The sequence below is a fragment of the Parachryseolinea silvisoli genome, assembly GCF_021190955.1.
Classification (GTDB): domain Bacteria; phylum Bacteroidota; class Bacteroidia; order Cytophagales; family Cyclobacteriaceae; genus Ohtaekwangia; species Ohtaekwangia silvisoli.
Genome location: NZ_JAIOAO010000001.1, coordinates 41,900 through 67,418 on the forward strand (window position 1 = coordinate 41,900; position 25,519 = coordinate 67,418).

24 protein-coding genes are annotated in these 25,519 nt (G+C 52.6%); 2 read left to right on the forward strand and 22 right to left on the reverse strand.

Features of this window, described 5'->3' with window-relative positions:
• The 7 genes from K7P01_RS00220 to K7P01_RS00250 all read right to left on the reverse strand — a co-directional run bounded on the left by K7P01_RS00220 (window position 1) and on the right by K7P01_RS00250 (window position 9,502).
• A complete protein-coding gene (locus tag K7P01_RS00220; protein WP_267288613.1) occupies window positions 1-858 on the reverse strand; it encodes a heme/hemin ABC transporter substrate-binding protein in 858 nt (285 codons plus the stop codon).
• Window positions 859-1,035: 177 nt separating this feature from the next.
• Complete coding sequence (locus tag K7P01_RS00225; RefSeq protein WP_254084284.1) at window positions 1,036-1,686, reverse strand: LuxR C-terminal-related transcriptional regulator; 651 nt, start codon at window positions 1,684-1,686, stop codon at window positions 1,036-1,038.
• A gap of 180 nt (window positions 1,687-1,866) precedes the next feature.
• The gene (locus tag K7P01_RS00230; RefSeq protein ID WP_267288615.1) at window positions 1,867-4,296 is read right to left on the reverse strand and encodes a TonB-dependent receptor; all 2,430 of its coding nucleotides are present in this window, start codon (window positions 4,294-4,296) and stop codon (window positions 1,867-1,869) included.
• Window positions 4,293-5,630, reverse strand: coding sequence for an HTTM domain-containing protein (locus tag K7P01_RS00235; RefSeq protein ID WP_267288617.1), 1,338 nt, complete (start codon window positions 5,628-5,630; stop codon window positions 4,293-4,295). Before K7P01_RS00235 ends, K7P01_RS00230 begins: the two co-directional genes overlap by 4 nt.
• A gap of 29 nt (window positions 5,631-5,659) precedes the next feature.
• Window positions 5,660-6,778 carry an imelysin family protein gene (locus K7P01_RS00240; protein ID WP_267288619.1) on the reverse strand — a complete coding sequence of 373 codons (1,119 nt, stop codon included), beginning with the start codon at window positions 6,776-6,778 and terminating at the stop codon, window positions 5,660-5,662.
• 7 nt (window positions 6,779-6,785) lie between these two features.
• Window positions 6,786-8,186 (reverse strand): di-heme oxidoreductase family protein, encoded by a 1,401-nt coding sequence (locus K7P01_RS00245; protein ID WP_267288622.1) that lies wholly within the window; start codon window positions 8,184-8,186, stop codon window positions 6,786-6,788.
• 116 nt (window positions 8,187-8,302) lie between these two features.
• Window positions 8,303-9,502: an imelysin family protein gene (locus K7P01_RS00250; protein WP_267288624.1), complete on the reverse strand. Its 1,200-nt coding sequence runs from the start codon at window positions 9,500-9,502 to the stop codon at window positions 8,303-8,305.
• A 540-nt stretch (window positions 9,503-10,042) separates the two neighbouring features.
• Here K7P01_RS00250 and K7P01_RS00255 point away from each other — a divergent pair.
• Entirely contained in the window at window positions 10,043-10,408 is a 366-nt protein-coding gene (locus K7P01_RS00255) for a hypothetical protein (RefSeq protein WP_267288626.1), read from the forward strand.
• 124 nt (window positions 10,409-10,532) lie between these two features.
• Window positions 10,533-11,060 carry a ferritin gene (locus K7P01_RS00260; RefSeq protein ID WP_267288628.1) on the forward strand — a complete coding sequence of 176 codons (528 nt, stop codon included), beginning with the start codon at window positions 10,533-10,535 and terminating at the stop codon, window positions 11,058-11,060.
• A 52-nt stretch (window positions 11,061-11,112) separates the two neighbouring features.
• On the opposite strand, the gene K7P01_RS00265 is transcribed toward K7P01_RS00260, so the two are convergent.
• The 15 genes from K7P01_RS00265 to K7P01_RS00335 form a co-directional block, all read right to left on the reverse strand.
• Window positions 11,113-12,702, reverse strand: coding sequence for a class I SAM-dependent methyltransferase (locus tag K7P01_RS00265; RefSeq protein ID WP_267288630.1), 1,590 nt, complete (start codon window positions 12,700-12,702; stop codon window positions 11,113-11,115).
• Window positions 12,703-12,719: 17 nt separating this feature from the next.
• On the reverse strand, window positions 12,720-13,646 hold the full coding sequence (locus K7P01_RS00270; protein ID WP_267288632.1) for a ribose-phosphate diphosphokinase: 927 nt from the start codon (window positions 13,644-13,646) through the stop codon (window positions 12,720-12,722).
• A gap of 12 nt (window positions 13,647-13,658) precedes the next feature.
• A complete protein-coding gene (locus tag K7P01_RS00275) occupies window positions 13,659-15,068 on the reverse strand; it encodes a nicotinate phosphoribosyltransferase (RefSeq protein WP_267288634.1) in 1,410 nt (469 codons plus the stop codon).
• Window positions 15,069-15,096: 28 nt separating this feature from the next.
• Window positions 15,097-15,993 carry an NUDIX domain-containing protein gene (locus tag K7P01_RS00280; RefSeq protein WP_267288636.1) on the reverse strand — a complete coding sequence of 299 codons (897 nt, stop codon included), beginning with the start codon at window positions 15,991-15,993 and terminating at the stop codon, window positions 15,097-15,099.
• A 154-nt stretch (window positions 15,994-16,147) separates the two neighbouring features.
• Window positions 16,148-16,831 (reverse strand): NUDIX hydrolase, encoded by a 684-nt coding sequence (locus K7P01_RS00285; protein ID WP_267288638.1) that lies wholly within the window; start codon window positions 16,829-16,831, stop codon window positions 16,148-16,150.
• A 54-nt stretch (window positions 16,832-16,885) separates the two neighbouring features.
• A complete protein-coding gene (locus tag K7P01_RS00290) occupies window positions 16,886-17,239 on the reverse strand; it encodes a DUF6958 family protein (protein ID WP_254084292.1) in 354 nt (117 codons plus the stop codon).
• A 259-nt stretch (window positions 17,240-17,498) separates the two neighbouring features.
• Window positions 17,499-19,229, reverse strand: a complete 1,731-nt coding sequence (locus tag K7P01_RS00295; protein WP_267288641.1) for a methyl-accepting chemotaxis protein — start codon at window positions 19,227-19,229, stop codon at window positions 17,499-17,501.
• Between the two features lie 13 nt (window positions 19,230-19,242).
• Window positions 19,243-20,529, reverse strand: coding sequence for an alginate export family protein (locus K7P01_RS00300; RefSeq protein ID WP_267288643.1), 1,287 nt, complete (start codon window positions 20,527-20,529; stop codon window positions 19,243-19,245).
• 14 nt (window positions 20,530-20,543) lie between these two features.
• Complete coding sequence (locus K7P01_RS00305) at window positions 20,544-20,819, reverse strand: hypothetical protein (RefSeq protein WP_267288645.1); 276 nt, start codon at window positions 20,817-20,819, stop codon at window positions 20,544-20,546.
• A gap of 39 nt (window positions 20,820-20,858) precedes the next feature.
• On the reverse strand, window positions 20,859-21,341 hold the full coding sequence (locus K7P01_RS00310; protein ID WP_267288647.1) for a chemotaxis protein CheD: 483 nt from the start codon (window positions 21,339-21,341) through the stop codon (window positions 20,859-20,861).
• 3 nt (window positions 21,342-21,344) lie between these two features.
• Complete coding sequence (locus K7P01_RS00315; RefSeq protein WP_267288649.1) at window positions 21,345-22,223, reverse strand: sensor histidine kinase; 879 nt, start codon at window positions 22,221-22,223, stop codon at window positions 21,345-21,347.
• A gap of 21 nt (window positions 22,224-22,244) precedes the next feature.
• Window positions 22,245-22,754 carry a chemotaxis protein CheW gene (locus K7P01_RS00320; protein ID WP_267288651.1) on the reverse strand — a complete coding sequence of 170 codons (510 nt, stop codon included), beginning with the start codon at window positions 22,752-22,754 and terminating at the stop codon, window positions 22,245-22,247.
• A 107-nt stretch (window positions 22,755-22,861) separates the two neighbouring features.
• On the reverse strand, window positions 22,862-24,829 hold the full coding sequence (locus K7P01_RS00325) for a chemotaxis protein CheA (protein ID WP_267288653.1): 1,968 nt from the start codon (window positions 24,827-24,829) through the stop codon (window positions 22,862-22,864).
• A gap of 29 nt (window positions 24,830-24,858) precedes the next feature.
• Window positions 24,859-25,224, reverse strand: a complete 366-nt coding sequence (locus K7P01_RS00330) for a response regulator (protein WP_267288655.1) — start codon at window positions 25,222-25,224, stop codon at window positions 24,859-24,861.
• Between the two features lie 7 nt (window positions 25,225-25,231).
• A complete protein-coding gene (locus K7P01_RS00335; protein WP_267288657.1) occupies window positions 25,232-25,519 on the reverse strand; it encodes a hypothetical protein in 288 nt (95 codons plus the stop codon).

Sequence of the window (25,519 nt, forward strand, 5' to 3'; positions counted from 1 at the left end):
TTACTTAGCTTGGAGCTCGGGGTGTAGTAATACAACCAATGCCTTTACCGCTTCGCCGAAGCGCGGGCCGAAGTTGGTTAACATCAAACTGTCGAGGGAGACGATCTGTTTCTTCTTACCTGCCGTTGTTTGTGCGACACCGGGTACTTTTAGGACGCCGTCAACACCTCCCAGGCTTTGCACACCGGCGTCGATCATCACCAGGTAGTCAGGGTTGGCTGCAATGAGCGCTTCTGTATTTAGCGGCTTATATCCTTCTATATCTTTGACCGCGCTCGTAGCGCCTACGTACGGCAATATCTCACCAAAGGTATTGGTGCCCGCTACACTGACCGTTGCCGTGCCTCTGTTGTAAATACAAACCGCCGCCGGTGTCGTGGTGGCGCGCTTCAACATCCCCCTGGCCTCTGCCAGCTCACCTTCGATCTTGGCAATCAGCTTTTTACCCTCGGCTTCGCGGTGCAGCGCTGTCGCGATCTGTTGTATGAGCTTACGCGTATCGTCAAAGGTATACTTACGATCTACGATCAACAGCTTCACACCGCTGCCGGCAAGTTGTTGCAGCACCGCATCGTCTACATAATCTTTCTCTGCTATAATTAAGGTGGGTTTCAATCCCAAAATACCTTCAGCGTTAATGCTGCTGCGGTAACCAATGGAGGGCAATTTCTGAATCTCTGCGGGGTACAGGCTCGTACGATCCGAAGCAATGATCTTATCGCAATCTCCCAGCGCACATACCGTCTCCGTTAGCGCACTGCCTGCTGTGATAATACGAAGCTGCTGCGCAGACGAGGAGAACGATATACCTATGACGAGGAGAAATAGAACAATGCGGTAGGCACTAGATTTACTCATTCTGTTTAGATTAATTCTAAACAAAAGTAGAGCGGCGCGTCACCCTACGTCAATCGCTTGCATCGGGCATTTTTGATTTACCTTGTGGGGGCTAGTATGTATGCGGCTGGTGTATCATATAGGGTATACATCTTGATACTTCCGGGCCAATCGCATACCTTCTACAGGTGATGACTGTTACCTCGGTTTAATGAGTCCGAAGTCAATTGCGTAGATCACAAACTCCGTGGGCGACTTAATGCTGAGCTTGCGGATGATACTCTTTCGGTGTGTTTGTACTGTATGCGGGCTCAGGTGCAGATCGTCTGCAATTTTCTGCGTGGAGTTACCCATGGCCAACAACTTGAGGATTTCGGTTTCGCGGGTAGTGAGAACATTGACGGCTGCCTGGGGGATCTCGGCACCGAAATGTTTCTCCATGATGATGTCGAGGATCTTGTGGCAATAGAACTTCTCGCCCCGGGACACCGATTGGATTGCCATCATAATCTCCTCACGGCTACACTCTTTTGTCAAATAGCCTTTTACACCTGACTGGAGCACATCGAGAATGTTACTCTTATTATCATCCGACGAAATGATAAGCACCTGCGTTTGTGGAGAAATATTCTTTACCGCATGAATATCCTGGCGGGTAATAAAACCACTTAGATTATAATCAGCAATAAGCAAGTCGGGGGTGTGTTTACGAAGCAGGGGTTCCAACAGCTCGCGTTTCGTTACCTCATCAATGATGTTTGCATTGTCGTTGGCGCCAAGAAATTGTGTAAGTCCTGCGGCGGTTAGGGGCTGGTTGTCGGCTAATAGAATACGAATGGGATCCCTCATGGACGTGGTTTGTTAGTAACCAACCTATTTAGACTAATTCCAAACAAAAGTAGACACGAATTCGTTCAGAATCAAGGTTTCTTTCACTAAAAGCGGGTACTACCGCCCATGATGAGGTAAGGAAGAAGGTAGTAAAGCACTCGCAACAGCCTAAAAATCAGGCAAAAGTGTATCAACCGGTCAACGGCCGATCCTGGCCTGCAGAGTTACGTAGATCCCCCTCCCATCGGCAGGGATGATCCCCGGCCCGGGGTAGCTCTCAGCACGACGGGTGAAATAGTGCTCATTCAGCAGATTGTTGCAGCTGGCCTGTAACGTCAGCATCTTCCAGCCATACGAGAGCGACAAGTCCATTACCTGGTATGCCGGGATAATGCCTTCAATGGCACCTGCTGTAGACTCGGCGTTGCTCGCATCGGAATAATGTTTACCCGTGTAGCTAAACTGTAGACTCGCCGTTAGGGTTTTCCATTTTGCCGTTGTTCCCGTGCGCAACATAAAGGGCGGTACCATCTCTACTTTGTTGTTCTCGCGAATGGTATTGTCGTCCGTATGGATATAGCGTGCATCAATCACGGATGTGTTCACAAACACTGTCCAGGTAACGGCGGGCTTATGTGGGAACAGTGCCGAAATATTTACTTCACCAAGCGACTCGACGCCCAGAATGCGCGCATCTGCGATGTTGCCGCGCCGGCGAATGTCGCGCCCCACAGTGTCCGTGTCCAGCATCTGCCCGATGCGATCTTTGTAGGCTACCTGGAAGACCGAAAGCTCGTACGTAAATACCTGCCCGGCAGTGCCACGTATACCCATGTCGGCGGTATACCCTTTTTCGTCGTGTATGTTCGGGTCCACATAGAAGTTAGGATTCTGAATGCGCAGGTCGCTGAAGTTAATGGCGCGGTAATTTTGTGAGAGGTTGGCATACGCCTCCAACACCTCCGAAGGCCGGTAGCTCAAGCCTATACCGGCGATGACAAAACTGCGGTTGCGATCCAGGTCTTCGTCCTGACGTACATCCGATACGATAGTACCCGCCTGGTTACGCAGGATGGTGCGATAATACCCGTTGGAAAATGTCTGTATATTTTCAACCCGTATACCGGGTGTGATGCTTAACCGGTCTGTGAGAACAAAGATGTTTTCAACAAAGGCTGCATAGTTCAGGTTTTTAAAACGATAGTCGGAATTTTCAACGTTGTCAGGATTGAGAAAATAAAAGTCCGGCCCGGCGGCGTCATTACCATCGCCTTGAATCGCGGTGGAGTGCCCACTGTAGAGTCTTATGCCCCCCAGGAAAACGTGGTTGCGACCCAGTAGCGTGTAGTGATGCAGCAACCGAGTTTCATTGCCAATGTTTTCGAAGTCGCCGTCGATCAGGGTGCGGTTTTCGCCATCATCCGCCTGATTGATCCGCTGCATGTTGCCGATCGAGCTGCGGGTCGCCAGCAGGCCGAAGTTGCGTATGTTGAGCTGCGTGCGTGGGCTTAGGGCATAGGTGGCATTGAGCGCTAACAAATCCCATCGTACCCGAAACCAGTTACGCGCACGCAACGATTGCCGTGGATCTTCGGCAAACATCCGGTCGGTCTCCCCGCCGGGTTGCTGGGCCAGGTAATTCATGTGCGTAATATCGAGGTTGACCGCTAGCTTCCTGGTCACCTGATAATTTAGGGAGGCAAAGGCATTGTGGTAATCAAACTCACTGTTGGGGCGATAACCGTCGCCTTGTTTGAATTGATAGTAGGCATAGTAGTTCAGCTTACCATCCGCGACGGTTCCTCCCACGCTGTTAAACGAGCCAAAGAAATTCCAGGAGCCCAGCGTCTGGCGCGAAGTGACTTCTATCTTTTTATCGATCGGGCCTTTCTTAAACCGGAAGTTTAACATACCGCCAAACTGTGTACCATATTGTAACGAAGCGGCACCACGAATGATCTCGATGCGATCTATAGCTTCTGCCGGCGGCGTGTAATAACTTTCGGGATATCCTAACGCATCGGCACTGATGTCGTAACCATTCTGCCGTGTGTTGAAGCTCGCGGTGCGATTAGGGTTGAGCCCACGGCCGCCAATACCTAACTGTAAGCCTACACCGTCGCTCTCCCAAATATTAAGGCCCGTGACGCGACCATACAGCTGCCGGGGATTGTTTGTAGCCAGGTTAGCCGTTAGATTACTGACCAATACCACTTCAGTCTTTTTACCTTCCTGTAAACCAAAATTCTCCACTGCCGCCAGGCGCGTCATACCCAATACACTTTCCTGGGCGGCTTGTACCTCCACGGCATCGAGTTCCTGACGTAGATCTTGCAGCGTAAAGTGCAGGTCTATGGAGGGCTGGCTGAGAATTATAGCTTGTTCAATAGTTTGCTTTCCCAAGGCAAACACAACGATGGTATAATTGCCCCACGGTACGTTAACCAATTGGAAATGACCCTCGCTATCGCACTGTGCGACGAAGGAGGTTCCTTTCAGTGCGACGGTGGCGGTCGTTAGCGTTTCTCCGACCGAGGTGACTGTGCCGGTCACCTGCCCTTTTTGAGCATACCCGGTCAGCGTGGCCAGGCAGAAAAGCAATAACCAATAAAGCCGGCCGTTCTTCATTTCCTATCAGTATAAGGTAAGATCCAATTTTTAGGTTGCCAACCATCTTCGAGGACCACCAGGTTCTGGTGCGGGTCAATCAAGGGCTGGCTGGGTTGCGCGTTGAGGGTAACGTATACCTCGGCTCGCACGGCGGGCGAAGATACACCCTTTGCTGCATAGTACCGGGATAAAAAGTGCGCGTACTGCAAGATCATGTCCGGCTGCATGGCCATCTGCTTCTCCTGGTGCGCATTTAGAAACTGGCTATTCACCACGACGCCTTCCCGGCCCGTACGTGCGTCTTTTACATAGAACGTCGCCGTGCCGGCTTTCTCCATCAGCATCACACGCCAGGAGAATCGATAACCCTCTTCCGTCCAGAAAAGGTTGCCGGGGTATAGCAGATAACGCCAGGGAAACAATAGTTGAAAAACAAAGTAGAGTATAAATAGACCTTGTAACACGCGATGAACGGGGGCGATAGACGAGACCTGTGCCGATGCAACCGATCGAATCCTGAACATACGCCGCAAGCGCTCGTGAAAGCGTTTATGCCATGTATCGGAGAAAAAGATCAGCGCGGCGCCGGCCATCACCAACGGAAAGACACCGATCTGAAACAAGACACCTGTCAGTGCGTGAAAGACGATAACCGTCACAAATGCCCAGGGGCGCGTGCGACGGTATAGTAAAAAGAACACAATGGTGCAATCGTACAGCATGCCGGCCCAGCTAAAAATGTATGGGGTTATCTCCCACCGGAAAATCGCGCCAATCAGCGGCAGTCTGTCATGTGCGGGCAACCAGATGCGAAGTGGCATGGCTTCTATAAGCCAATCGTAGTTGATCTTCGCCAGACCGGCATATAGGTAGACAATGGCGAGCTGCGCTTGAAACACCACGATCCAAAAATGCGGTACGTGTGTTTGTCGCAAGTACGGGTGACGGGCTGCATCCAACGAAAAATGCCGGTGTGCCGGCGCCACGATCAGTAGCAGGCATATCAGGCTGACAAAGTAATAGTGGTTGAGGTAGTACGTCAGGTCGACAAGCTCCGTGTACGTAAACAACAGAAACAGCGCCACGGCGGCGATTCGATAATAGTACCCCAGCATCACACACACAGCCGCAAGGATCAGAGCCAGGTGTATACCGTACATCCACGGCGCAGGCAATACCGCCACCCATCCAAACCCATAATACTTAAAATGGAAACCCGGCTGCAGGTAATGATCTTCCACCCATCCCAACCACAGGAAACGAACGGTGCTCACGATCATCAACGCACCGAAGATGATCCGGAACGTGACGAGCGGCGCGATGCTTACCGGACGTTGCAGGTAGGAAGCCATACGAAACCAAGGTTAAGCGCAATGGGTAGCTAGTCGCCGTCACCACTGCTATAGGTGATCGCGATACCTAACCGCGACGACATGTCAGACTTAAAATAGCGCGTGTTTTTCTGCAGCTCGTCGTGCAGCGTCAGCACTTTTGCCATGGCATCGTCCGAAGCGATCTGTACCGATAAGGGCGGCGTTTCAGGAATGGCATTCAGTGCGGTTTGAATAACCGCCAGTTGCTGCTCTGTCGTAGCAATTAACTCGGGGCCGCCCGCTACTTCCTGCAAGTATTGTTTAAAGCCCGTATGATCGGTGCCATCGGCAGCGGTGCCGTTCCAGATGTTCACGGCAGATTGGTAGTGCGCTTTGATAAACTGCAGGGAGTAGCCGCTGTAATATGCCTCCACCTGTTCGGGCTCGCGTTGTATTTGTCCGGCCAATACTCCCAGCGGCAAACCCAGTTTGTAGTTTTTCAGAATCTCATAGCTCTTGACAAACTCGTTATACAGCAGCGAGGTCGAGCTTCCTACGTCGGTGCCGTTGTTGCTGACAAACGCCGTGCGGTAGCTTCCTTTCCACGACGCTGTCACAGCATCGATGTATGTCTGTAAATGATCGGTTACAGCCGTCAGATAATCCCGGCGATTTTGTGATGCATACGCTGCGACAATCTTATCTTCCCCTGCGTCCGGACCAAAGAGCAGGTATTCAATCGTCAGCAAGCCACGGGTTGCACGTTTGGCATCGGTCATGGCAAACGTGTTCGTGCTGATCTTCTCTTCGATCAACGTTACATCTACCGGAAAGACGCCAATCTCCTCCACCATCGTGCGCTGTGCGCCTTCCGCCCCACCGGGACCAAAATTAAAGGAGTTCACGTATTGAAACGATGAATGTGCGGTACGCCAGCTTGCCCGTGCGGCTTCGAGATTCTCGGCGGTAACGCCGGCGGTGAACGCGGTAATCGCGGCATGCAAGGCATGTATGTCGGTTTGCGCCCTGGTAAATTGAGGTACGATCAGGTGGTCGGCCATGTCAGTCAGCAGCGTGGTACGATCAAAATCCGGGCTGTCGTTCTTACTGTCGCTGCAGGCGATCATCAGACTGATCACGAGGCCCAGTATTCCGGCCGTATATCCCTTTACAAATTTACTATTCATGGTCATGTTAAAGCGATTCTATAAATTTTATCACCGCATCCCGGTCCGCGACCGACAAACGCGTAAAGCCTTCCTTCGCCGCAGCTGCTTCACCGCCGTGCCACAGAATGGCTTCCGATATATCGCGTGCCCGGCCGTCGTGCAGCAGGAAGGTGTGGTGGTTAACGGACTTGATCATACCAATGCCCCACAGTGGCGGAGTGCGCCACTCGCTGCCGGTCGCCAGAAAGTCAGGGCGGTTGTCGGCCAGTCCTTCCCCCATGTCGTGCAGCAACAAGTCGGTATAGGGCCGAATGGTTTGATTGTCGAGTGCCGTTACACTATTGCCTGTGCCGGTTGTCATGCGTGGTACGTGGCAGGTTGCACACTGCAATGAGGTAAAGAGTTGTTTACCGCGCAGTACGGTTGCGTCGCTCCAATTGCGGCGAGCGGGTACTGACAAGGTTTTCATGTACGTGACGATCTTGTTAAGCGTCTCGTCGCTGATCTCGGGCTCACCATCTTCACTGCCCGTGGGTAGGTTTTTATAGCGCGTGCTTTGTTCGGCGGTCAGGCCGTCGCCCGGGTACAGCGATGAGGTGATGCCGATGTCGCCGTGCAGGGCACCGGCGGTTTGTTGCAGCACGGTCGGTACGTTGGCCTTCCAGCCAAAACGCCCGAGGCTCGGTTGTTGTGAGGCTTCGTTCCAGACCACGTTCACGCGGCCCGAGATACCATCGCCGTTGCGATCGGCGGCATCTTCCAGTGATCGTATAAACGTCTCCGGCACGGCTTCGAGTAGACCCAGGCCCGGTACCTGCTGCGCGATGCGCGGCGAGTATATCATAGCGGGGCTCATTGCGCCATATTGCAGACCTGCAAATGTATAGACCGGTTTGCGAAGAGTATACCCCGTACCATCGGCATACGCGCCGGTTATTTCTTCATAGGTCACACGCACCGTGCCTTCGGCATCGGCGCCCATGATGGCTTTGTCTTGAAACTGGCCACCATAATTCGGTTCATCCACAGGTTCACCGTGCATCCCTTCACCGGGAATGCTCAGGCGGAACAATAGGCCGTTCAATACTTCATCGGGTGTAGCGGGGGGTTTGGCGCGGCCGTCTTTAAAGTGACAGCCACTGCACGAGATGGCGTTCATAACAGGCCCCAGGCCGTCCAGCGTTTTGACAGATGAAGGAGCCGTTACCCAGTTGCTGCGAAAGAACGAATTGCCGGTCACAAATTGTACCTGCTCGGCAGACGTCACGCCGTCACCCTGCTCACCAAACGCTTCTTCGGTTCGCGTGAAGGTGGTAAAGTTACTGCCACCCGAGAGCTCCTCCCCTTCTTCGGGCTGTATCGGGTCCTCGTCGTCACCGCTGTCACACGCCACCACCATCAGGCACATCAACATGCCTGTGAGCATCCCTAAAAAGGCATTTTTACGTGGAAAATACATATGATCGTAAAATGACTATGCTCAGTCGCCGGAAAGTCGGTGACTGAGCATAGCACAGTAAATATTTTTATATGTCGTCGCGATTACTCCGATACTTCCGCACCCAACGACTGCGCCACGTCAGCGGAAAAGTCGCTTAGCGCCGTGAGCGCTCCGATCGCATCCCAGATAGCGTCGTTGTCGGCACTACCGGCTTTGATCGATTGATCAAAGGGAGCTTTGATCAGGTTGATCTTCGCTTCAGCATCTGCAAAGGCATCTTCCAGCTTTTTGGCCTTGGTGGCATCTGCATCTTCCGCAATATCTTTAAAGCTGGCGCCGTCTACCGTCGTACCATCCACACGGGTATACGAACCGTAGTATACGTTCTTCAAGCCTTTGAAATTCATCTTGATATCGTTCACGGTGTTGTCGCTAAAGCAAGAGTGCTCGTTTTCCTGGTCGTGCTCGTCTACCGCTACGGTCATACGCTCGCCGGCCAGCTCACCTTTGCTCAGCTCACCGAGTGCTTTGAAGATAAAGCCTACGGTTACCGGTGTTTCCGTTGTTTCTACAAACTTAGTACGATAGGTAGCACCGTCTTTCCAGGCATCGCGTACTTCTTTCAGGTTGTCCACCAGCAGCTCGGTGACCACTTTAAGGTACTGACCGCGGCGGGTTGCGTTCTCATGTGTGCCGCCTTCTGTCAGGTAATCGGTATAAGGACGATTGCCCGGACCGTCCTCGTTTAGATCTTGACCCCATAGCAGGAACTCGATGGCATGATAGCCGGTAAAGATCGAGGTCTCGCCAAAGCTTTCGTTCAGCTCTTCCAGCAAGCCTTTGGTGATCTCGGGATATTCTTCGTTGTTGTTGATCAGGTTCACACTTTCACCACTACTACCAACGGTATAGTCAATAAAGCTTTCGTCAATGGGCCAGGCGTTGATCAGACCTTCTTTACCCAGCGGGCCGTTGGTTTCATCCTCGTTATCGATCGGGCCATTGTAAAAACGATATGCTTCGGTCTGGCCATAGGGCAGACGGGCCGCCAACCAGGCTGTCTTACAGGCGGTAAGTTTTTCAGCGGTAGGGGCCGCTACGAAGGCATCTATCTGTGTCTTTAACGTTACCGCAGTGTTGTAGCTATCGTCGTAGCTGGCATACACAATGTCCGCATAGGTCTCGATGGCATCGGCCTCTTTATCTTCCAGGGAAGGGCCCGACGCGCCATCATCATCACTACAGGCCTGCACAAAAAGTGCTGCCGCCACGAAAAACGGGAGGTAAAGGCTTCTTTTCATCTTTTAACTGGGGATTCTGTTTAGACTTAATCTAAACAAAGGTATATACGAAATCCGGTACAATGCAAACCTCCTCCTCTTGCCATTCCCCCAGGAAGGGCTATCCAAACAGCAAATTTCAATTCAAAAAACCTCCAAATTTTAATTCAATGACGCTTTTTCAAATGACCTGGGGTTAGCATTTTGACCTTTTGGCACCGCCAGGGGCCATTCGTACACAACCCACACGTTTCGTTTCGGTCGGAGCGCTTTCAGAAGACATCAACGCCGTTTTAATTCCATCATGATTAAAATACCCGATTCAGGGTAAGTCTCCATACCAGGCATCGAGTAGCAAAAACTTTGTTCAGTTTATCCGGCCCAGACGATGGAAGGAGGCGTGCGGGGAAATAGCGGCTGAAATGGCTCAAAAGAGGTTAGGATGCTAATTTTGTTTTTTTAATTGATTGACTAACAGAAAGATAAATAATTATCCTTATTTAGATTTTTTCTACGGAAAGTGTTTTGGAATACAAACTTGTCGCTACATTTGCTCTCGAAATGCAAGCTTTGGAAAATCAGGTGACCGAAACGCTCTTACTTACGCTCTCACGCACTGGAAGCAGATTTGCGTTGGTGGTGGGCGAGAAAACGTTCCAGCAGAACATCTGTGAGTTCATGCTCACGTTTTCATCCATGCAAGGAAAAAACATGGACGAGTACCTGAACAACCTGGCAACCGAGTTCGACCAGGTGCGCGTGCCCCTTTCCGGCTGCGGCAGATCCGTTACACTGTCACTATCTGATTTTGCCCGGCTTCGCTCCCTGTATGGCCAGCAGATGTTTGATCTGAAGTTGGAAGATATGCTGATGCGCCAGGGAATCTCCACGCACGAAACTGCCCTCCGGCAGACAGTCTGTATATAGACTTGTTTTAAATAATACTCATTTCGCGTCGTTTCTTAGATCGTGTTATCTAACGCGGTATTTTTGTTTATTGAACATTGAGTCCTGCCCTATGCAGGCGACCTGTGATAAACAAATAAAGAACATGCAAACTACTTCAATACTCCGTCAGAAAACCTCTCTTCAGGAGAGTGTTTTGGACATCCTGAATCAACAAATGGGCGTAGAAGCCCATTCATCAGCTTTATATCTTTCCATGTCGGCCTGGTGTTATGCGCAAGGTCTTCGCGGCTGTGGCGAATTCTTCAGAAAACAATCTGACGAAGAGCGCGAGCACATGATGAAGATTTTCCACTACATTACCCATGCTGGGGCATTGGCTCTATCGCCGGAAGTTGGCAAGGTAGAACGTAATTTTGAAGACCTGCGCTCGGTCCTGGTGGCGGCACTTGACCAGGAAATCCAGATCACAGAGAATTTCAACAAGATGACCGAGCACTGTCAGAAGGCGCGCGATTATCAGACAGCTCGATTCCTCCAATGGTACCTGGATGAACAATTAGAAGAAGAGCGTCAGGCACGCCGTTGCATCGAAATATTCGATCTCATGAATGCGAAAGATGCATTGTATGATATCGATCGCGAAATCCACGATCTCAAAAAGGGAGAGTAATTTTCGATTTACAATCGTACACTATAGAAGAGGCTACCCAACAGGTAGCCTCTTATTTTTTCTCCGCCAGCAGCAGCATGTTGGTGACTGGATAGTTCAGTGGCATCAGCTCCCCTCCCTGCGCTGTGAATAGCGCTACTTTGCCCACCAGCCTGTTGTTGACAATCCACTCGTTGACATAAGCCTTTGAAGCCGACACCACGGTAAAGCCCACTTCTTCCAGCGCGTGCTTCCAATCGGCAAAGCTCCAGAACGTAAAAGTCTCGTGCATCTCGCTCTCCCAGTTGTCGGTATAGTCCTTACGGCTCATGAACTCGCACGCATCACCGAGTGACAGCCGAACATAACGTTCGCCCTGATGCTCCACGTCCTCATATGCCAGTGTATATCTTTCTTTTTTCCGGAAGTCTTGCGCAAACCTGCGAAAGCGTGCTGCGGTGGAAAGGCCCTCGAGGTGCTGCGCGAGCGCTTCCCGCGTTTCGGCGGCTTTGAAAACATCGTCGTTGCTTCCGTCCGCTGCATTGAGCTTCATCAACACCGACTGGTGTTTGTCTTCAGGGCCTACCACGTCACGGTTTATCCAGACACCCCCCGAACGAAGCTCCGCGTAGCGGTTACGAATAAAGACAAGCAGGTCGGCACGGCTGCCGTAGGATTCGATCTCGTGCGTAAGCGACGAAGTATGGATCGTATCCATCGAGTTCGGCTCGAAGGCCAGACCCGTCACGGCATTGCGTTGGGAGAAGAATACAAAAGGATTCTTAAACTCACCATTGTGTTTTCGTTGTTGACAGATATCGAAGAGGTGGCGCGCTACTTCGATGCCGTAGAAGTCCGACTCGCGCAGCCGCACGTCATCACACGCGAGCTTAATCCACGAGCCTACGGCGCAGCCAATGTCGCCTACACGTCCCGGGCGGATATACGACGCGGTATCGGTATATTTCAATGCGGCGATGGTATCCATCTGGCGCACGTAGGTGTTGTAGTCGCGCGTAGTAGTGATATCGCCGTCGTCACCAATCATAGTGTCACGAAACAGCAACTGCACCTTGTTCGCCAGGCGATATTGTTGCCACAGTGCGCGTGACGACGGATGCATGTGATCGTGTATATAACGGTCATCCTCCCACGCATCGGTTGTGGCAATCTTTTCAACAACGTCCCACGGCAGGGCTGTATGGTGTTGCCAGGTGCGGCGGTCGGTCAGCTCGGCCGGCAAGATGGGAAAGCCGAGTGGCTCGTACATCTCCAATACCGGTGTCGAGCAGATTACCGCGGTGTTGCCCGCGTGCAGGTCCAGCTGGCCGTCGCTTTCGTGACGAATGCGTTTTAAGGTGTAGGTGGCGAAGTTGCTCAGGCTGCCCACGTCGTCGATGCCATAGATATATACCGGCACACCCAGGGTGGCCGTGAACTCGCGAATGGCCAGTGCGCGCAAATAAAACGGCAGCGGGTTGCGGCGGGTGTTGCTGTGGTTGGCCGACGTGACGGCAAACACGATCGCGTCGATGTCACCGGCGGGCAAAGCCTTACCGTGGATGTCATGCGCGGTGTGCAGACCGTTGGACAACAGACCCGATAGGTAATGAAACTGGAAGTTGGTCAGGAGCTGGTGGCGTCCGGGAAAGAGCAGGTACATGCTCAAAGATAGCGCTTTTAGCCCATCTGGCTAAGGCTTTTGTTGGTCACCAGGTGCTCGATGGCACGGGCCAACAGCTCGGCGCACGTCACAATCTCGACTTTTGGGTGATTCAGCTCGGCCACAACGGTGTCGGCCATGTACAGCTTCTCCAGGCGTGAGTTCATGAGGTTGTCCAGTGCGGGCCCGCTCAACACACCGTGCGTACAGTATGCACGGACCGAACGGGCACCGTGCTCCATCAGCAGATCGGCCGCCTTACACAATGTACCGGCCGTATCGACCAGGTCATCCACGATGATGATGTTCTTGCCGGTCACGTCGCCAATGATCTCCATGTGTGCTACCTGGTTGGCCTTGAGGCGCTCTTTATTGATCACCACCATCTCGGCGTCCACGTGCTTTTTGTATTGCTTGATCCGTTTGATGCCGCCAAAGTCGGGGCTGCACAGACAGAGGTCGGGCAGGTTGAGGCTTTTGATGTGGCCCACAAACAGCTTGAGCGACGAGAGCGGATCGAGCGGTATTTTGTAAAAGCCCTCAATGGCATTGGTGTGCAGGTCTAGGGTAATGATGCGGTCAGCACCCATTTGCTGGATGATGTCGGCAATGATGCGCGACGAGATGGAGGTGCGCTGGTTGTCACGCCGCTCCTGGCGGCTGTGCGGCAGGTACGGCAACACCAGCACTACCTCGCGGGCCGAAGAACGACGGGCAGCATCAACGGTCAGCAGCAGCTCAAAGATGTTCTCATACGGCATGTTAATCTTGGCGATGAGAAAGACGGTCTGGCCCCGGACGCTTTCGTTGAAGCGTACAAAGAGCTCGCCGTCCGAAAATTTCTCGCAGTGGATGTGATGCAGCGGCATGCCCAGGTGGGAGGCAATGCGTTCGCTGAGAACCCGTGCGGTCGAGGTGCTGTAGATCTTGATGTTGTTTTCCATAAAAGGGTCGTACTAGGCTTGGTTGCGTATGGATGCAAAGGTATACTCTTTCTTGATCTCTCCATTCTCAAAGACCGTTTCTAAAATGTCGGGCAGGCCTGCCTCCGCTCCTTCCGCCACCGTGCGGAAGCCGGCACTGTCACGCACCAGTTTCAAACGACCTGCTTTGGAAGTTTTGAACGACTGCACCAGGTTACCGTTTTCGTCCATCTCCTTCGGCGACTTCTGTACCATCACCGGACGACCGTCTACTTCCGCATACGAGCACTTCAGGGCAAACTTCTGGGTATCGCGATTCACCTTTTGCAACAACGCACCGCCCATGCCCAGCACTAGGTTCTCGGCCGATATGCCGTCCTTCTTTAGTGCTTCATAAATGGTCTGGATAGAATCGTAGTCTACACCGTCACCTTGTATGACACGTATCTGCGGCGGCAGTACCCGATAGCCTTTGCTATTCACGGTAAAGCCAAACTTTTCAAACAGGAGTTGGAAGATCGTCTTCAGGGTCATAACGGGATCGCCGCTGTCGGGACGCACGACCAACCGGCCGTTGCGTGCCAGAATGCGATCTTTAAATACTCCACCCCACAGGTTGGTTACAGCGTTGAAGACGTCGTAGGAGTCCGATACACAGGAGAGTATACCATCGGGATATGCGTTCAGCACATGGTCAAAAACTTTCTCTTCACCCCCCTGACCTAGCAATGTCATAATGGAGTGCTCCGTCGCCGGTACCGACAGGCCGTATACTTTATCGGCGTTGTAATACTGTTGTGCAAAGACCGATGCGTATACCGTGTCGCTCCCCATGAAGCTGAGCAGGTGTGCCGACCCGCCAAGTCCCGCGCTCTCCACAGAGCTCACACCGCGAAAACCAAAGTCGTTCAGGACGAAGTCAATGCCACCGTGTGCTTCTGCATCAACGGTCTCATCGTAGTAACGTTTTACGACCTTGCGCACCTGGTACGACAGTGTGGCCACCGTGCTGGGGTACCATACCTGCATCAGCAGCGTTTCCAGGAAGTTCGTTAACCAGTAGCAATTCGGGTCGGTGTTTTCAATCGTCATTAACACCTGCCGCACGGGTACTGCCATACCTTCAGGCACGGCCTTGATGCGTACGGGCAACCGGCCGCCGTGTTTGTTTAGTATGTAGTCAAAATTCTCGCGCTTAAAGACGCCCTTGCGACCAAAGACCTGCTCCATGAGTTGTTCAGCAGCGTCTACATCTGCACGGGTAAACGTTTCACCCTGCAGGTATTCTTTCAGAAAATACTGCAATCCATAAAAGACGGTTTCATCAAACATGCCACCGCGGCTTTCCAGATAGGAGTATATTTTTTCCGTGCCGGGGTAATACAGGGCGTGGTGGGAATATTTATAGGCGTCGGCCAGTAAAAGGAGATTGTTCGTTTTCATACCAATGGTATCTAAAAGTGAGGGTCTGTTATTTGTGGTAGGTGTTGAGTACAGCGGTCAGCTGCGGCGTGTGTTCATGGGCCGTCTGGCCGTTGGCCATAAGCGTGGCAACATCGGCCAACGTAAACCAGGCCACTTCAGCAATATCGTCGCTACCGATCGGCGTGCCGGCCAGGAAGTCTGCGGCAAAGAGCGTGGTAATGATCTTGTCTTCTTCGCGTCTGTACCGCCAGTCGTCCATGCGGAAGGAAGCCATGTACTGCAACGCAGAGATTTCCAGCGCACCACATTCTTCGCGCAGCTCACGCGCGGCAGCCTCCTCGTAGCTGGCATCCGTCGGATCGCAGAAACCACCCGGCACGCGCCATTTGTTGTCGATGTCTTTCCGCCCCAGCAACAATTCCGTGCGGTTGTTCCGGAAGAGGGCCACGTCCACGGTAGGGTATACCTTCGAATACGTGTTAGCATACGCGTAGATAACACCCGTGCGGAACTCTTGCGAGTCGAGTACCTTATCGCTGATCTTCTCGCGGATGAGCGTTGAATTGTGGCCACCGGTTTCCGGTAGCTCGACTGTTTCATGCCCACCGCTGTAATAGGTCTTAAAGCTGTCGCGGCTGCCGTAGAGCACAAACTGCCCGCCGGGAAAGGCCGAGGCCAGCAGCGTATCGAGCTGTTGCGACCACCGCGTGTCCAGCGGGTGGTCCGACAAAGGCAACACAACGACATCGGGAAACTCTTTTTTGATCATCCGCTCGCGCGTAGGGAAATCGAGTGGATTGCGGCGGCTACCACGTACGGGCGATACGCCCAGCACGATGACGACCCGGTTGTGCCTCTCCTGCACCGAGGTGATCAGCGCCTTGTGGCCTTCGTGCAGGTAAGGCGACTGGAAGCGGGCGATGATAACTCCTGTTTTGCTCATATGAAAGTTTGTTACTATTTGTGTAGTATTTACGCAAATGTAGTACGACAGGTTTTACCTTTCCTAAACAATTTGCGTGTTTTTTACAATAACTATCCCCTACCTCGTTTGCAATCGGTGGAACCGTATACTTTCATGCAGCATAGCCCGCCGGTTACACGAAGAGATCGAAGTTGTAGCCTTTTGTTTTCAGCTCGTCGTATTTCTTTTTGTTGAAGCGATAAAGGTGTGCAGGGCGGCCGGCTTTGCGCTGGATGGTCTCGTCCAGCTCTTCGAGAAAGCCGTAGCCGGTAATCTTCTTCTTAAAATTCCGGCGGTCAATCTCGCGGCCCAACAACGTCTGGTACAGGTTTTCGAGATCCGAGAACGGAAACTTCTTATCCAGCAGCTCAAAGCCTACGGGCTCATAGGCAATTTTGCCACGCAGGCGGGTTATCGCCAGATCGATAATGGCTTTGTGATCAAAGGCAAGCTTGGGAATTTGGTCGATGCCGTGCCAGGCAACATCTTCGGCATCGGTCTGTGCGGATAGTTGATAGTCGGAAGGGCGCACCAGTCCGAAATAGGCCACCGTCACCACGCGGTTGCGCGGATCGCGGTCCGGTTTTCCAAAGGAATATAGTTGCTCCAGGTAATTGACGTCCACGCCTGATTCTTCCCGCAACTCGCGGCGTACGGCATCTTCCAGCGACTCGTCATTGGCTACCAGACCGCCGGGAAGTGCCCAAACTTTCTGAAACGGCTCGTACTTGCGCCGGATTAATAGAATGGAAATACCTTTCTCAGGATCGTAGCCAAAGACGACAGCGTCTACGGCAACTTTGATAGACTGCTTCATGAAAAGTAAATGAAGCAAATTTTACGGGGCGATCCGAAGATCGGCGCTAAAAAATCAGTCTTCGCGCAGCTCTGACAACGCCTTCTGGTTCCGAAGCTGCCGGGCCCCCTGGCGGGTGAGCTTTAACAGGAACAGGCGTTTTTTATAGGGAGGTGTTACGACCTTGATCAGGCCCTGGGCTTCCAGGTCGAGCTTCACCTGCAGCACGTACCAGCTCACGTCGCTATCGATCATGTCGGACAGACCCGATTGCGCACGTTCCAGCAGCGCATGCAGCGTAAAGGTTTCTTCTTCGGTATCCAGAACAGAAAGAACAAACGTGCAAATCTCGTCATAATGATGCTTGAGCATAACGACGCCCTTCTTCCCATCCGGCCTCAATGTCACAATTGTCTCAGTCCCGCTCATGCCAGTCATATCAATTTACGTGTAAAGTTAACCCCTCTAACGTAGAACTTGCTTACCGGATATATCAGGTATCTACCTTTTTTCAAAAAAAACGTTGCCGGTCGGGTAAATTTTTACCGCGTACAGCACGGTAAATCAAAAAAGACAGGTAACAAGAAGCTCCTATTACCTGTCGTTGAATATACTTTACTCTTTGTAAACTCCCTCCCCCCCTATACAGGGTAGCGGTGCAAGGTATATATAACCCTATCGCTAGGGGCTAATACGGGGCAAATTCTTCGTCGCTCACCGTGTCGTCCAGCGTTACCGTGACTCCTTTTTTGGCGCGGGCCTTGTCGGTACGAGCGGCTTCTTTTTTACCGTTACCGTTTGCATGCGTTGTATACTGCGGTGTCCACTGCTGGAATTTGCGCACGGTATAATCTTCCACCGCGCGATCTCTCCTCTCGTCTTCGATTTTAAAGAACGACACCAGATCTTTCAGGCTTTCGGCCTGGGCGGCAAGCTCCTCCGAGCTGCTGGCCATTTCTTCGGCATTGGCGGCGTTTTGCTGTACAATCTGGTTGAGTTGCTGCAGCGCGGTGCTGACCTGGTTCGCGGAATCGCTTTGTTCTTGCGAGCTGGCGGCGATTTCTTGCACAAGGCCCGACGTGCGCTGTATATCGGGAACGATTGAAACGAGCAGTTTGCCCGAATGTTCCGCTACATCCACGCTGTTCTTGGAAAGATCGTCGATCTCAGAAGCGGCGTTGTGGCTACGCTCGGCGAGCTTACGCACTTCGGCGGCTACCACGGCAAAGCCACGTCCATGTTCACCGGCACGCGCCGCTTCTACCGCCGCGTTCAGCGCGAGAATGTTGGTCTGCCGTGCAATCTCACCAATGATCTTGATCTTGTCCGCAATCGTCTTCATCGACGTTACCGTTTGGGCTACTGAACGATTACCTTCGGCGATATCGGTTGCAGCCTTCACCGAGATGCGCTCGGTTTGCAGTGCGTTGTCTGTATTTTGTTGGATCGAAGCCGTCATCTCCTCCATTGACGAAGCAACCTCTTCGGCAGACGCTGCCTGCTCGTTCGCGCCTTGTGAGATCTGCTGCGAACCAGACGAAAGCTGACCGGACGCAATGGCCAGGTTATCGGAGATAACCGCGATGTTCTGAATTACATTCCGCAATTTCTCCACCATCGCTTTCAGGTCTTTATAGAGGCCTACTTCTTTGCCTTTATCAAAGGTGACGCGCAGATTACCCTTCGCCAGGTTGCGGGCAATGTCCGCGGCTTCAAACGGCTCGCAGCCCAGTTGGTTTACGATACTGCGCGTGAGCAACACACCCGCCAGGATTAGGATGGCCAATACTGCACCGAAGAAAATAAAGGCCAGCAGCGTAATAGACGATGCTGCCGCCATGCTCTCCGCATATTCCGCTTCGGTCTGTTTCGAGCTAATCTCCGTCAGGTCGTTGATGGCGTTGCGCATGGTTTCAAAATGCGTGGAGTAGGTGCCAAAGTATAGTTCACGGGCATCTCTCAACTTGCCGTCGGCAATGAGCTTTTGGAGCGTCATGGAGCCTTCTTTTACCAGGGCAAAATGCTCGTCAAACGTTTTGAACGAAGCGTTGTCCTGACCACCGGTAGAAAGGAACGTTTTGCGGAAGTTGTCAAAGCGAGTGCTGAGCTGTTCGAGGTTTTCATCAATATCTTTAAACTCCAGCGCCAGGTCTTCCGAACGGTGTGCGCGCGTACTGGTGGCTTCTGCTGCACGGTTGATGGCCTCGCTGATCGAGATCTTCGACTGGTAACCGTCTCGGTCGGCCTCCAGCAGGGCTGTGATGCTCAACAACCTGTTTTTATAAATGCTGGTAACATTCTCCGTGATGTTTCCCAGGCTGACCAGGTTATAGGCAATGTTGCCGACATAGAAGGCGATGATAACGATAAAGGTTATCATAACCCGCTGCCCCACTTTCAAATTGGATAAGGCTTTCATAACTGTATGGAGTTTATTGTTTCTCGGTTTTTGAATATTTAAAGAAGTTGGGCGTCGCCGTGATCACCGCATAGAGCATCTGGCTCTCCTGGATCTTGCGACCACCGAAGAGCTGGTCCAGCGTACGGGTACCAAAGATGATCGAGTGGCCCAGGCTGGCTTTGAATGACGACGAGAGCTTATAGTTTATCAACAGGTCGTTTTCAAAGCCCAGGTTGTGGTGCATAGACTTCCCATCGTGTTCGGGGTCGTTCAACACCGCCGATGTGGCGAAGCTGTGCATGTGGTCTTCAATCGATAGCTTCTTGGTGGCATTCACTTTGGTCTTTACGTAGTAGTCGTGTACACCCGGCGTGGTCGGATAGTTTACATAGAAGTAATCGATGTATCCGAAGTGGCCATGGATCAAACCGTAGTGGCGATCGAAGTAATGACTCTTACGATTGTCGGGATTCTCTTCGTCGGTCTGGTCATTGCCCGAACCGGCGTCTACACCCACGTTAAAGCTCAACACCTTGTTGACTTCGTATTGTACCTGGAGCGAGTAGAAGTATGCGTTTACATGACGGTCTTGTACGTCACGACCAATCTGATAGTAACCTACTCCCACCAACGTTACTTTATCGCTAAGCTTCAGCTCGGAGTCTGTGCCGAACGTTTGCATATAGTATACCGTAGAGGTCGTGTCGCCACGCTCCATACCACGATTCAGGAAGATCAATGACGCATCGAGCTTGCCGATCTCTTTATGGCCCCAGAGAAACTGCATGTTCTGGTAATAGTTGTATTCATAGGGCTCACGCTTAAAGCTCTGCCCATTGGCATTGTAGGCCACGGCCAGGTGCAGTTGCAACCCCTCTTTTTCGTACTTGAGCAGTGCAGCGTCGTGTGCGCGCGTTCCGACCCAGTTGGGGTCACCCAACAGGTATTGATTGCCATAGACAAAGCCCTGTCTGCCCAGTCGCAGCGACAGGTTGGGGTTGAAGTATTTTTCTACCCAGGCACGAAACACCGACATGTTTGCTACGTCCGCACGATCGTCCTGGTCGCCCCAAAAGCGACGGTCCTGCATAATGAACTCGGCATCCAGGTCGTTTTCTTTTTGGTAGTTTATGATGAGGCGTGTGCGCTGCATGGTATAGAAGCCTGCTTTGTCGCCTTTGTACATCGGTTCCCGGAAACCGCGCGAGTAAACCGGGTTGATGCGGTACTCACCGTCGACGCTGATGTCCTGCGCGCCGGCCACGTGGGCTAACGTCAGTAGCAGTGCCAGGATGGACAGTAGTATACAGTGTTTCATGTCTATAGTTTAGTTTACAGTTGTTCTCTCCCCTCTATCAGCCGCTGAATGCGTGCCTCGTGCTCTTCCAGCATGCGGGCCATGGTACTGCTGGCTTTTTCCATCTGCTCCACTTCACCCTGCAGTATCTCCAGCAGCTTTTGTTGGTCGGCAGGCCACGATTCTTTCCTGAACAGCTGCAGCATACCTTTTACCCGAAACAGCGGGCCCCGCAACATCTGGTCGTTGTGAAACGTATACTGCCGTGTCTGCTCATGCACCCATCGCAGGATATCCCCTTCTCTTTCCATCACACATTCCGTTTATCTCCTTTGTATCGCCGTTGCGCTTTATTTCGCCGCACCTTTGATATACTTCATCATCACAATACCGCTGGACGTATCGAAGCGGATGTTCATACCGTATTCACCGCAGACATTTTCCGCCACGATCGGGATGCCGTACTCCTTCAGCATTTGCCGCGCGATCTGCGCATTCCGTAGACCGATGTTATAGGCTACCACATTGCCGTCACTCTGCGCCCGGCCGCCAAATATTTTCGCGACCATGTTCCGGCGCTCGGCACCCGCATACTCCAGTTTCTCCACCAGCTTCTCGATGGCGATGTTGCCATATTTTGGCGAGGCCAGCCCTTCACCGTTCCACAGCGGCAGCAGGTAATGATTCATGCCGCCGACGCGTGTCTTTGTATCCCACAGGCATACCGCCACACACGTTCCCAGCAGCGTGGCAATGCACAGGGGCCGCGGCGCCACGTGTAACGTAGCAGGGTATAAAAAGACCTTCTCCAAAACCGCTGTGCCGAACACCATATGTCAGAAAGCCTCGTCAAACAATATTTCCGAACCGTCTCCACCCAGCAGCGCACGAAAGCCTTCTTCGCTGGCCTTCACCGGCAGTCTGACCGTAAACGTTACACCCGGTATTTGCGTGGTGACGGCAATCGAGCCGTCGAGCAGCTCCACCAGTGACCGGATGACCGACAGGCCGAGGCCGTGGCCCTGGTATTTTTTTACCGTACCAGTATCCAACTGTGTAAAGCGGTCAAAGATGCGCGCAACGTCTTCCTGCGGTATATCACTCCCGGCATTCGTAATCGAGATCACAAGCTGCTCGTCCGTTATGCGCAGGCTAATCACGACAGCGTCGTTACCGTTGCTGAATTTGATCGCGTTCGAAACCAGGTTGGCGAGAATGATGCGGAAGTAACGACCGTCGGTCACGAACTGTACTGCTGTGTCACCCCCCACGCGCACCGGCACACCCTTCTTCTCACGAACCGTTTCGAACGACTGAATGACTTGCTCCAGTACTTGCGACACGCCCACTTCCACCCATTGAGGTGTTACCTGTCCCGCTTCTATTTCGGCCGCGGTCATGATATTGGTCATCTGAAAGTCCAGGGCGTAGGCTTCGTTATAAATCAGCTTCAGGTTGCGCTGCACATCGGCAGGCAGGCTGCTTTGTTTGTCTACAATAGTTTGTGTCAGCGCCAGGATCGACGCCAACGGATTATTGATTTCGTTCTTGATATTGCTGATGAAGTGACTCTTCATGGCTTCCGACTGTTCCAGCCGTGCATTGAGTCGCTGCATTTCTTGCAACATGTCTTGTTGCTCCAGGATGGTCTTTTCGCTCAGCGACATTCTTCTGCGCACTTCGTTCAGCAATGCTTCGTCGGATAGTTCCTTCATCGTCTTCGGGTCTTTCGCTGCTTATTGAATCGTTTCTCCTTGCACCTGCTTCAGGTCGATATACTCCTCGTTGGAGAATACCTTGTCGACATCGAGAATCATAATGAATTTGCTATCGAGTTTGATCACGCCCTGAATAAACCGCGTACGCTCTTTGTTGCCCATCGTGGGCAGCGGCTGGATTGCTTCGGAGGTGACCTCGATCACTTCCGCAACGCTGTCGACAATGGCGCCGATCTTCAGCAACTCCTGCTCGACCTCCACTTGCAACACGATAATGCACGTGTCGATGGTATCGGCCACTCCGGGCAGCGAGAACTTCACGCGCGTGTCAATAACGGGCACTACCGCACCGCGCAAGTTGATGACGCCGCGCATGTACTCGGGTGCGCGCGGCACACCGGTTACCGGCAGCATTTCCATTAGCTCGGTTACTTTATTTACGTGCACCGCAAAATACTCGCGGTTCATCATAAACGTCAGGTAGGAATCGCCTACCACTTGCTGCTGATATCCGTTTGACTGTGTCATGTTGTTACGGTTCGTTCGGTGTACAAAGGGATCACTTTTGTATACGAGTTCTTATAGGAGGATTCTGTTTTGCACAGGAAATCACCTTTTTTGGATTGGGAAAATTCCTATAGTTCCATCAGGCGATTGGTATCTAACACCAGGGCCACCGCGCCGTTGCCCAGAATGGTGGCGCCGGAGGCGAAGTCCTGGTCTTTGTAAATTTTGCCAAGCGGCTTGATCACCGCCTGGTACTCGTCCAGGATGCGGTCTACCGCAAACGCCACCTTGCGCTCATCCTGTCTGGCCACGATCAGGTTTACGTGCTCGGGCTTCTCACCCTGGCAGCGAAAGATGCTGCGCAGATCCACGTAGGGCACCTGTTCGCCGTCGAGCACGATCAGGTCGTTCATATCCGGGCAAACCGCATCGCGGTCTACTGCATAACACTTATCAATGGTGCTCAGCGGTATGATATATTTTGCTTTGGCAATGTCTACCAGCAAGCCGTCGATGATGCTTAGCGACAGTGGCAGCTTGAGGCGAATGGTGGTGCCGCGGCCGGGTACCGACTCGATCTCGATTTCACCGCGCAGGTTGACAATCGCCCTTTTCACCACGTCCATGCCTACACCGCGACCCGATAGGTCCGTAATCTGGCGGGCGGTGGAAAAGCCGGGGTGAAAAATAAAATCGTAGATCTCGTGGTCGCTGAGGCGATCGGTCGCATGCGCCAGTCCCAGTTGCAGCGCTTTTTGCCACACACGCTGTTTGTCAATGCCTGCGCCGTCGTCCTGTACTTCCAGGATCACGTTGGTGCCGGCGTAGTACGCCTTGAGGCGAATCGTGCCGACGGGATCTTTGCCGTTCCGTTCGCGTACGTCCGGCAGCTCGATGCCGTGGTCCATGCTGTTTCGTAAAATATGCAGCATCGGGTCTGCCAGATTTTCGATAATCTTCTTGTCTAGCTCGGTGTCGCCACCGATCGTCTCAAAGCGGATCTGTTTTGATAACGCACGAGAGGTGTCGCGTACCAACCGTTCGAAACGCACGGATAAATGACTAATCGGAAGTAACGATATACTAAAAGCCTCGTCGCGAAGCTGGCGTACCAGCTTTTCGACGTTCTCGGTAATTTCTTCCAGCTCCTGGTTGCGCACACTGCCGGTGAACAAGCTCAGACGCGCCTGCGTAGTCACAAGCTCACTGACGATGTTCATGAGCTTGTCGATCTTATCGTACGTTACCTTGATGGTTTGGTACGAGTCGTGGCGCTGATGGGCCGGACGCTGCTCGTGCACCGCATCGGCTGTCTTCACAGTGTCTTTCTCGACATATACCTCGATCAGCTCACAGGAAAGCCGTTCCGTGTATTGAAACAGCAGCTCGCGGAAAGAAGCTTCCTGCAGCAGGTTACGGTCACTGGCTTCATCGATGCGCAGCTCGCATTGATCCTCCACAAACATAAATTCCGATCGGAGGCCCGCCACATCACGTGTCGTATATAATAGAATATCCCAATAGAGATAAGTCTCGTCGAGGTTCAACGCACCCTCGGGAAGTTTGTCGGTATAGGTGCGGAGATGAATCTCGCCCAGCCCTGCCAGGTCCTCGAGCAGGTACAGCGGGTTGCTGCCATCACGCATAAAGTCGGCATGTGGCGCAAAGTGTATAAGATATAGCTTGCCGGCTTCTGCCGTCGGGGCTACCGGAGCTTTCACCAGGGTGTTATTCGATGCGGTGAGCCGCTTGACTTGCGCCAGCATCTCCGCATGGGCCGCCGGTACATGGTCACGCTGACTAATCAGGGCCCGGATGTGGTCGACTGAACGAAGCGCGAGGGTGAGGATCTCGTCTGACAGCGCCTGCTTGTTGCGCCGAATGTCATCAAAGATGCTTTCGAGGTGATGGGTAAACTCACCGACATGGTCATAGCCAAACATCTTGGCGGTTCCCTTGAACGTATGCATGACACGAAAAACCTCCTCGACCTGCTCTTTGTCTCGCGGCGCTTGCTCCAGACGTAAAACGGCCTTTTCGAGATCGTCCATAAGCTCGGCCGCCTCTTGTAAGAATTTTCCGTGTGCTTTATCCATGCGTGTTATCGGTATATACTCCTGCGTTATTAGCGCAACACTTTCTTTACTACTGCCTTGAGGTTTTCAGGCTCGAAGGGCTTGACAATCCAACCGGTGGCGCCTGCCTCTTTCGCTTCCTGCTTCTTTTGCATTTGCGACTCGGTGGTCAGCATCAGGATCGGCACGGCGGCAAACTGCTGCAACGCTCGGGCTGCGCGGATCACCTGAATACCGTCAGCTTTAGGCATGTTCAAATCGGTAATGATCAGGTCGACATGCGTGCCGGCATTCAGCTTCTGGATGGCCTCGGCTCCGTCGGATGCAGTCAACACTTCGTATTCCTCTTCGAGGGTGGTCGCGACCACGGCCAGGATGCTTTCGGAGTCATCTACGGTTAATATCGTCTTCTTCATATATAGGTTAGATAATGGATTGCAAAACTGTTGCCGCCGGGCCATTGGGTGGCGCGTCGGTCCAGTGCAGCGACAGAGCTTTTCCTTTCTTACGAAAGTAGCCGAGCAGTTGCACAAAGCGATACTCGGTGGCAAGCACGGCCGGCAGGTATACCGTCAGGCTTTGCACGCCGTGAGCCTCGGCGAATTGCAGCAGCTTGCCCAATTCATCGGGTGCAGGTTTACCTTCTACCCGGAGGTGCCATTGGCCAGGCACCTGCGCATCTTCTTTCAGGGAGATTGTCGTGGTTGTCAT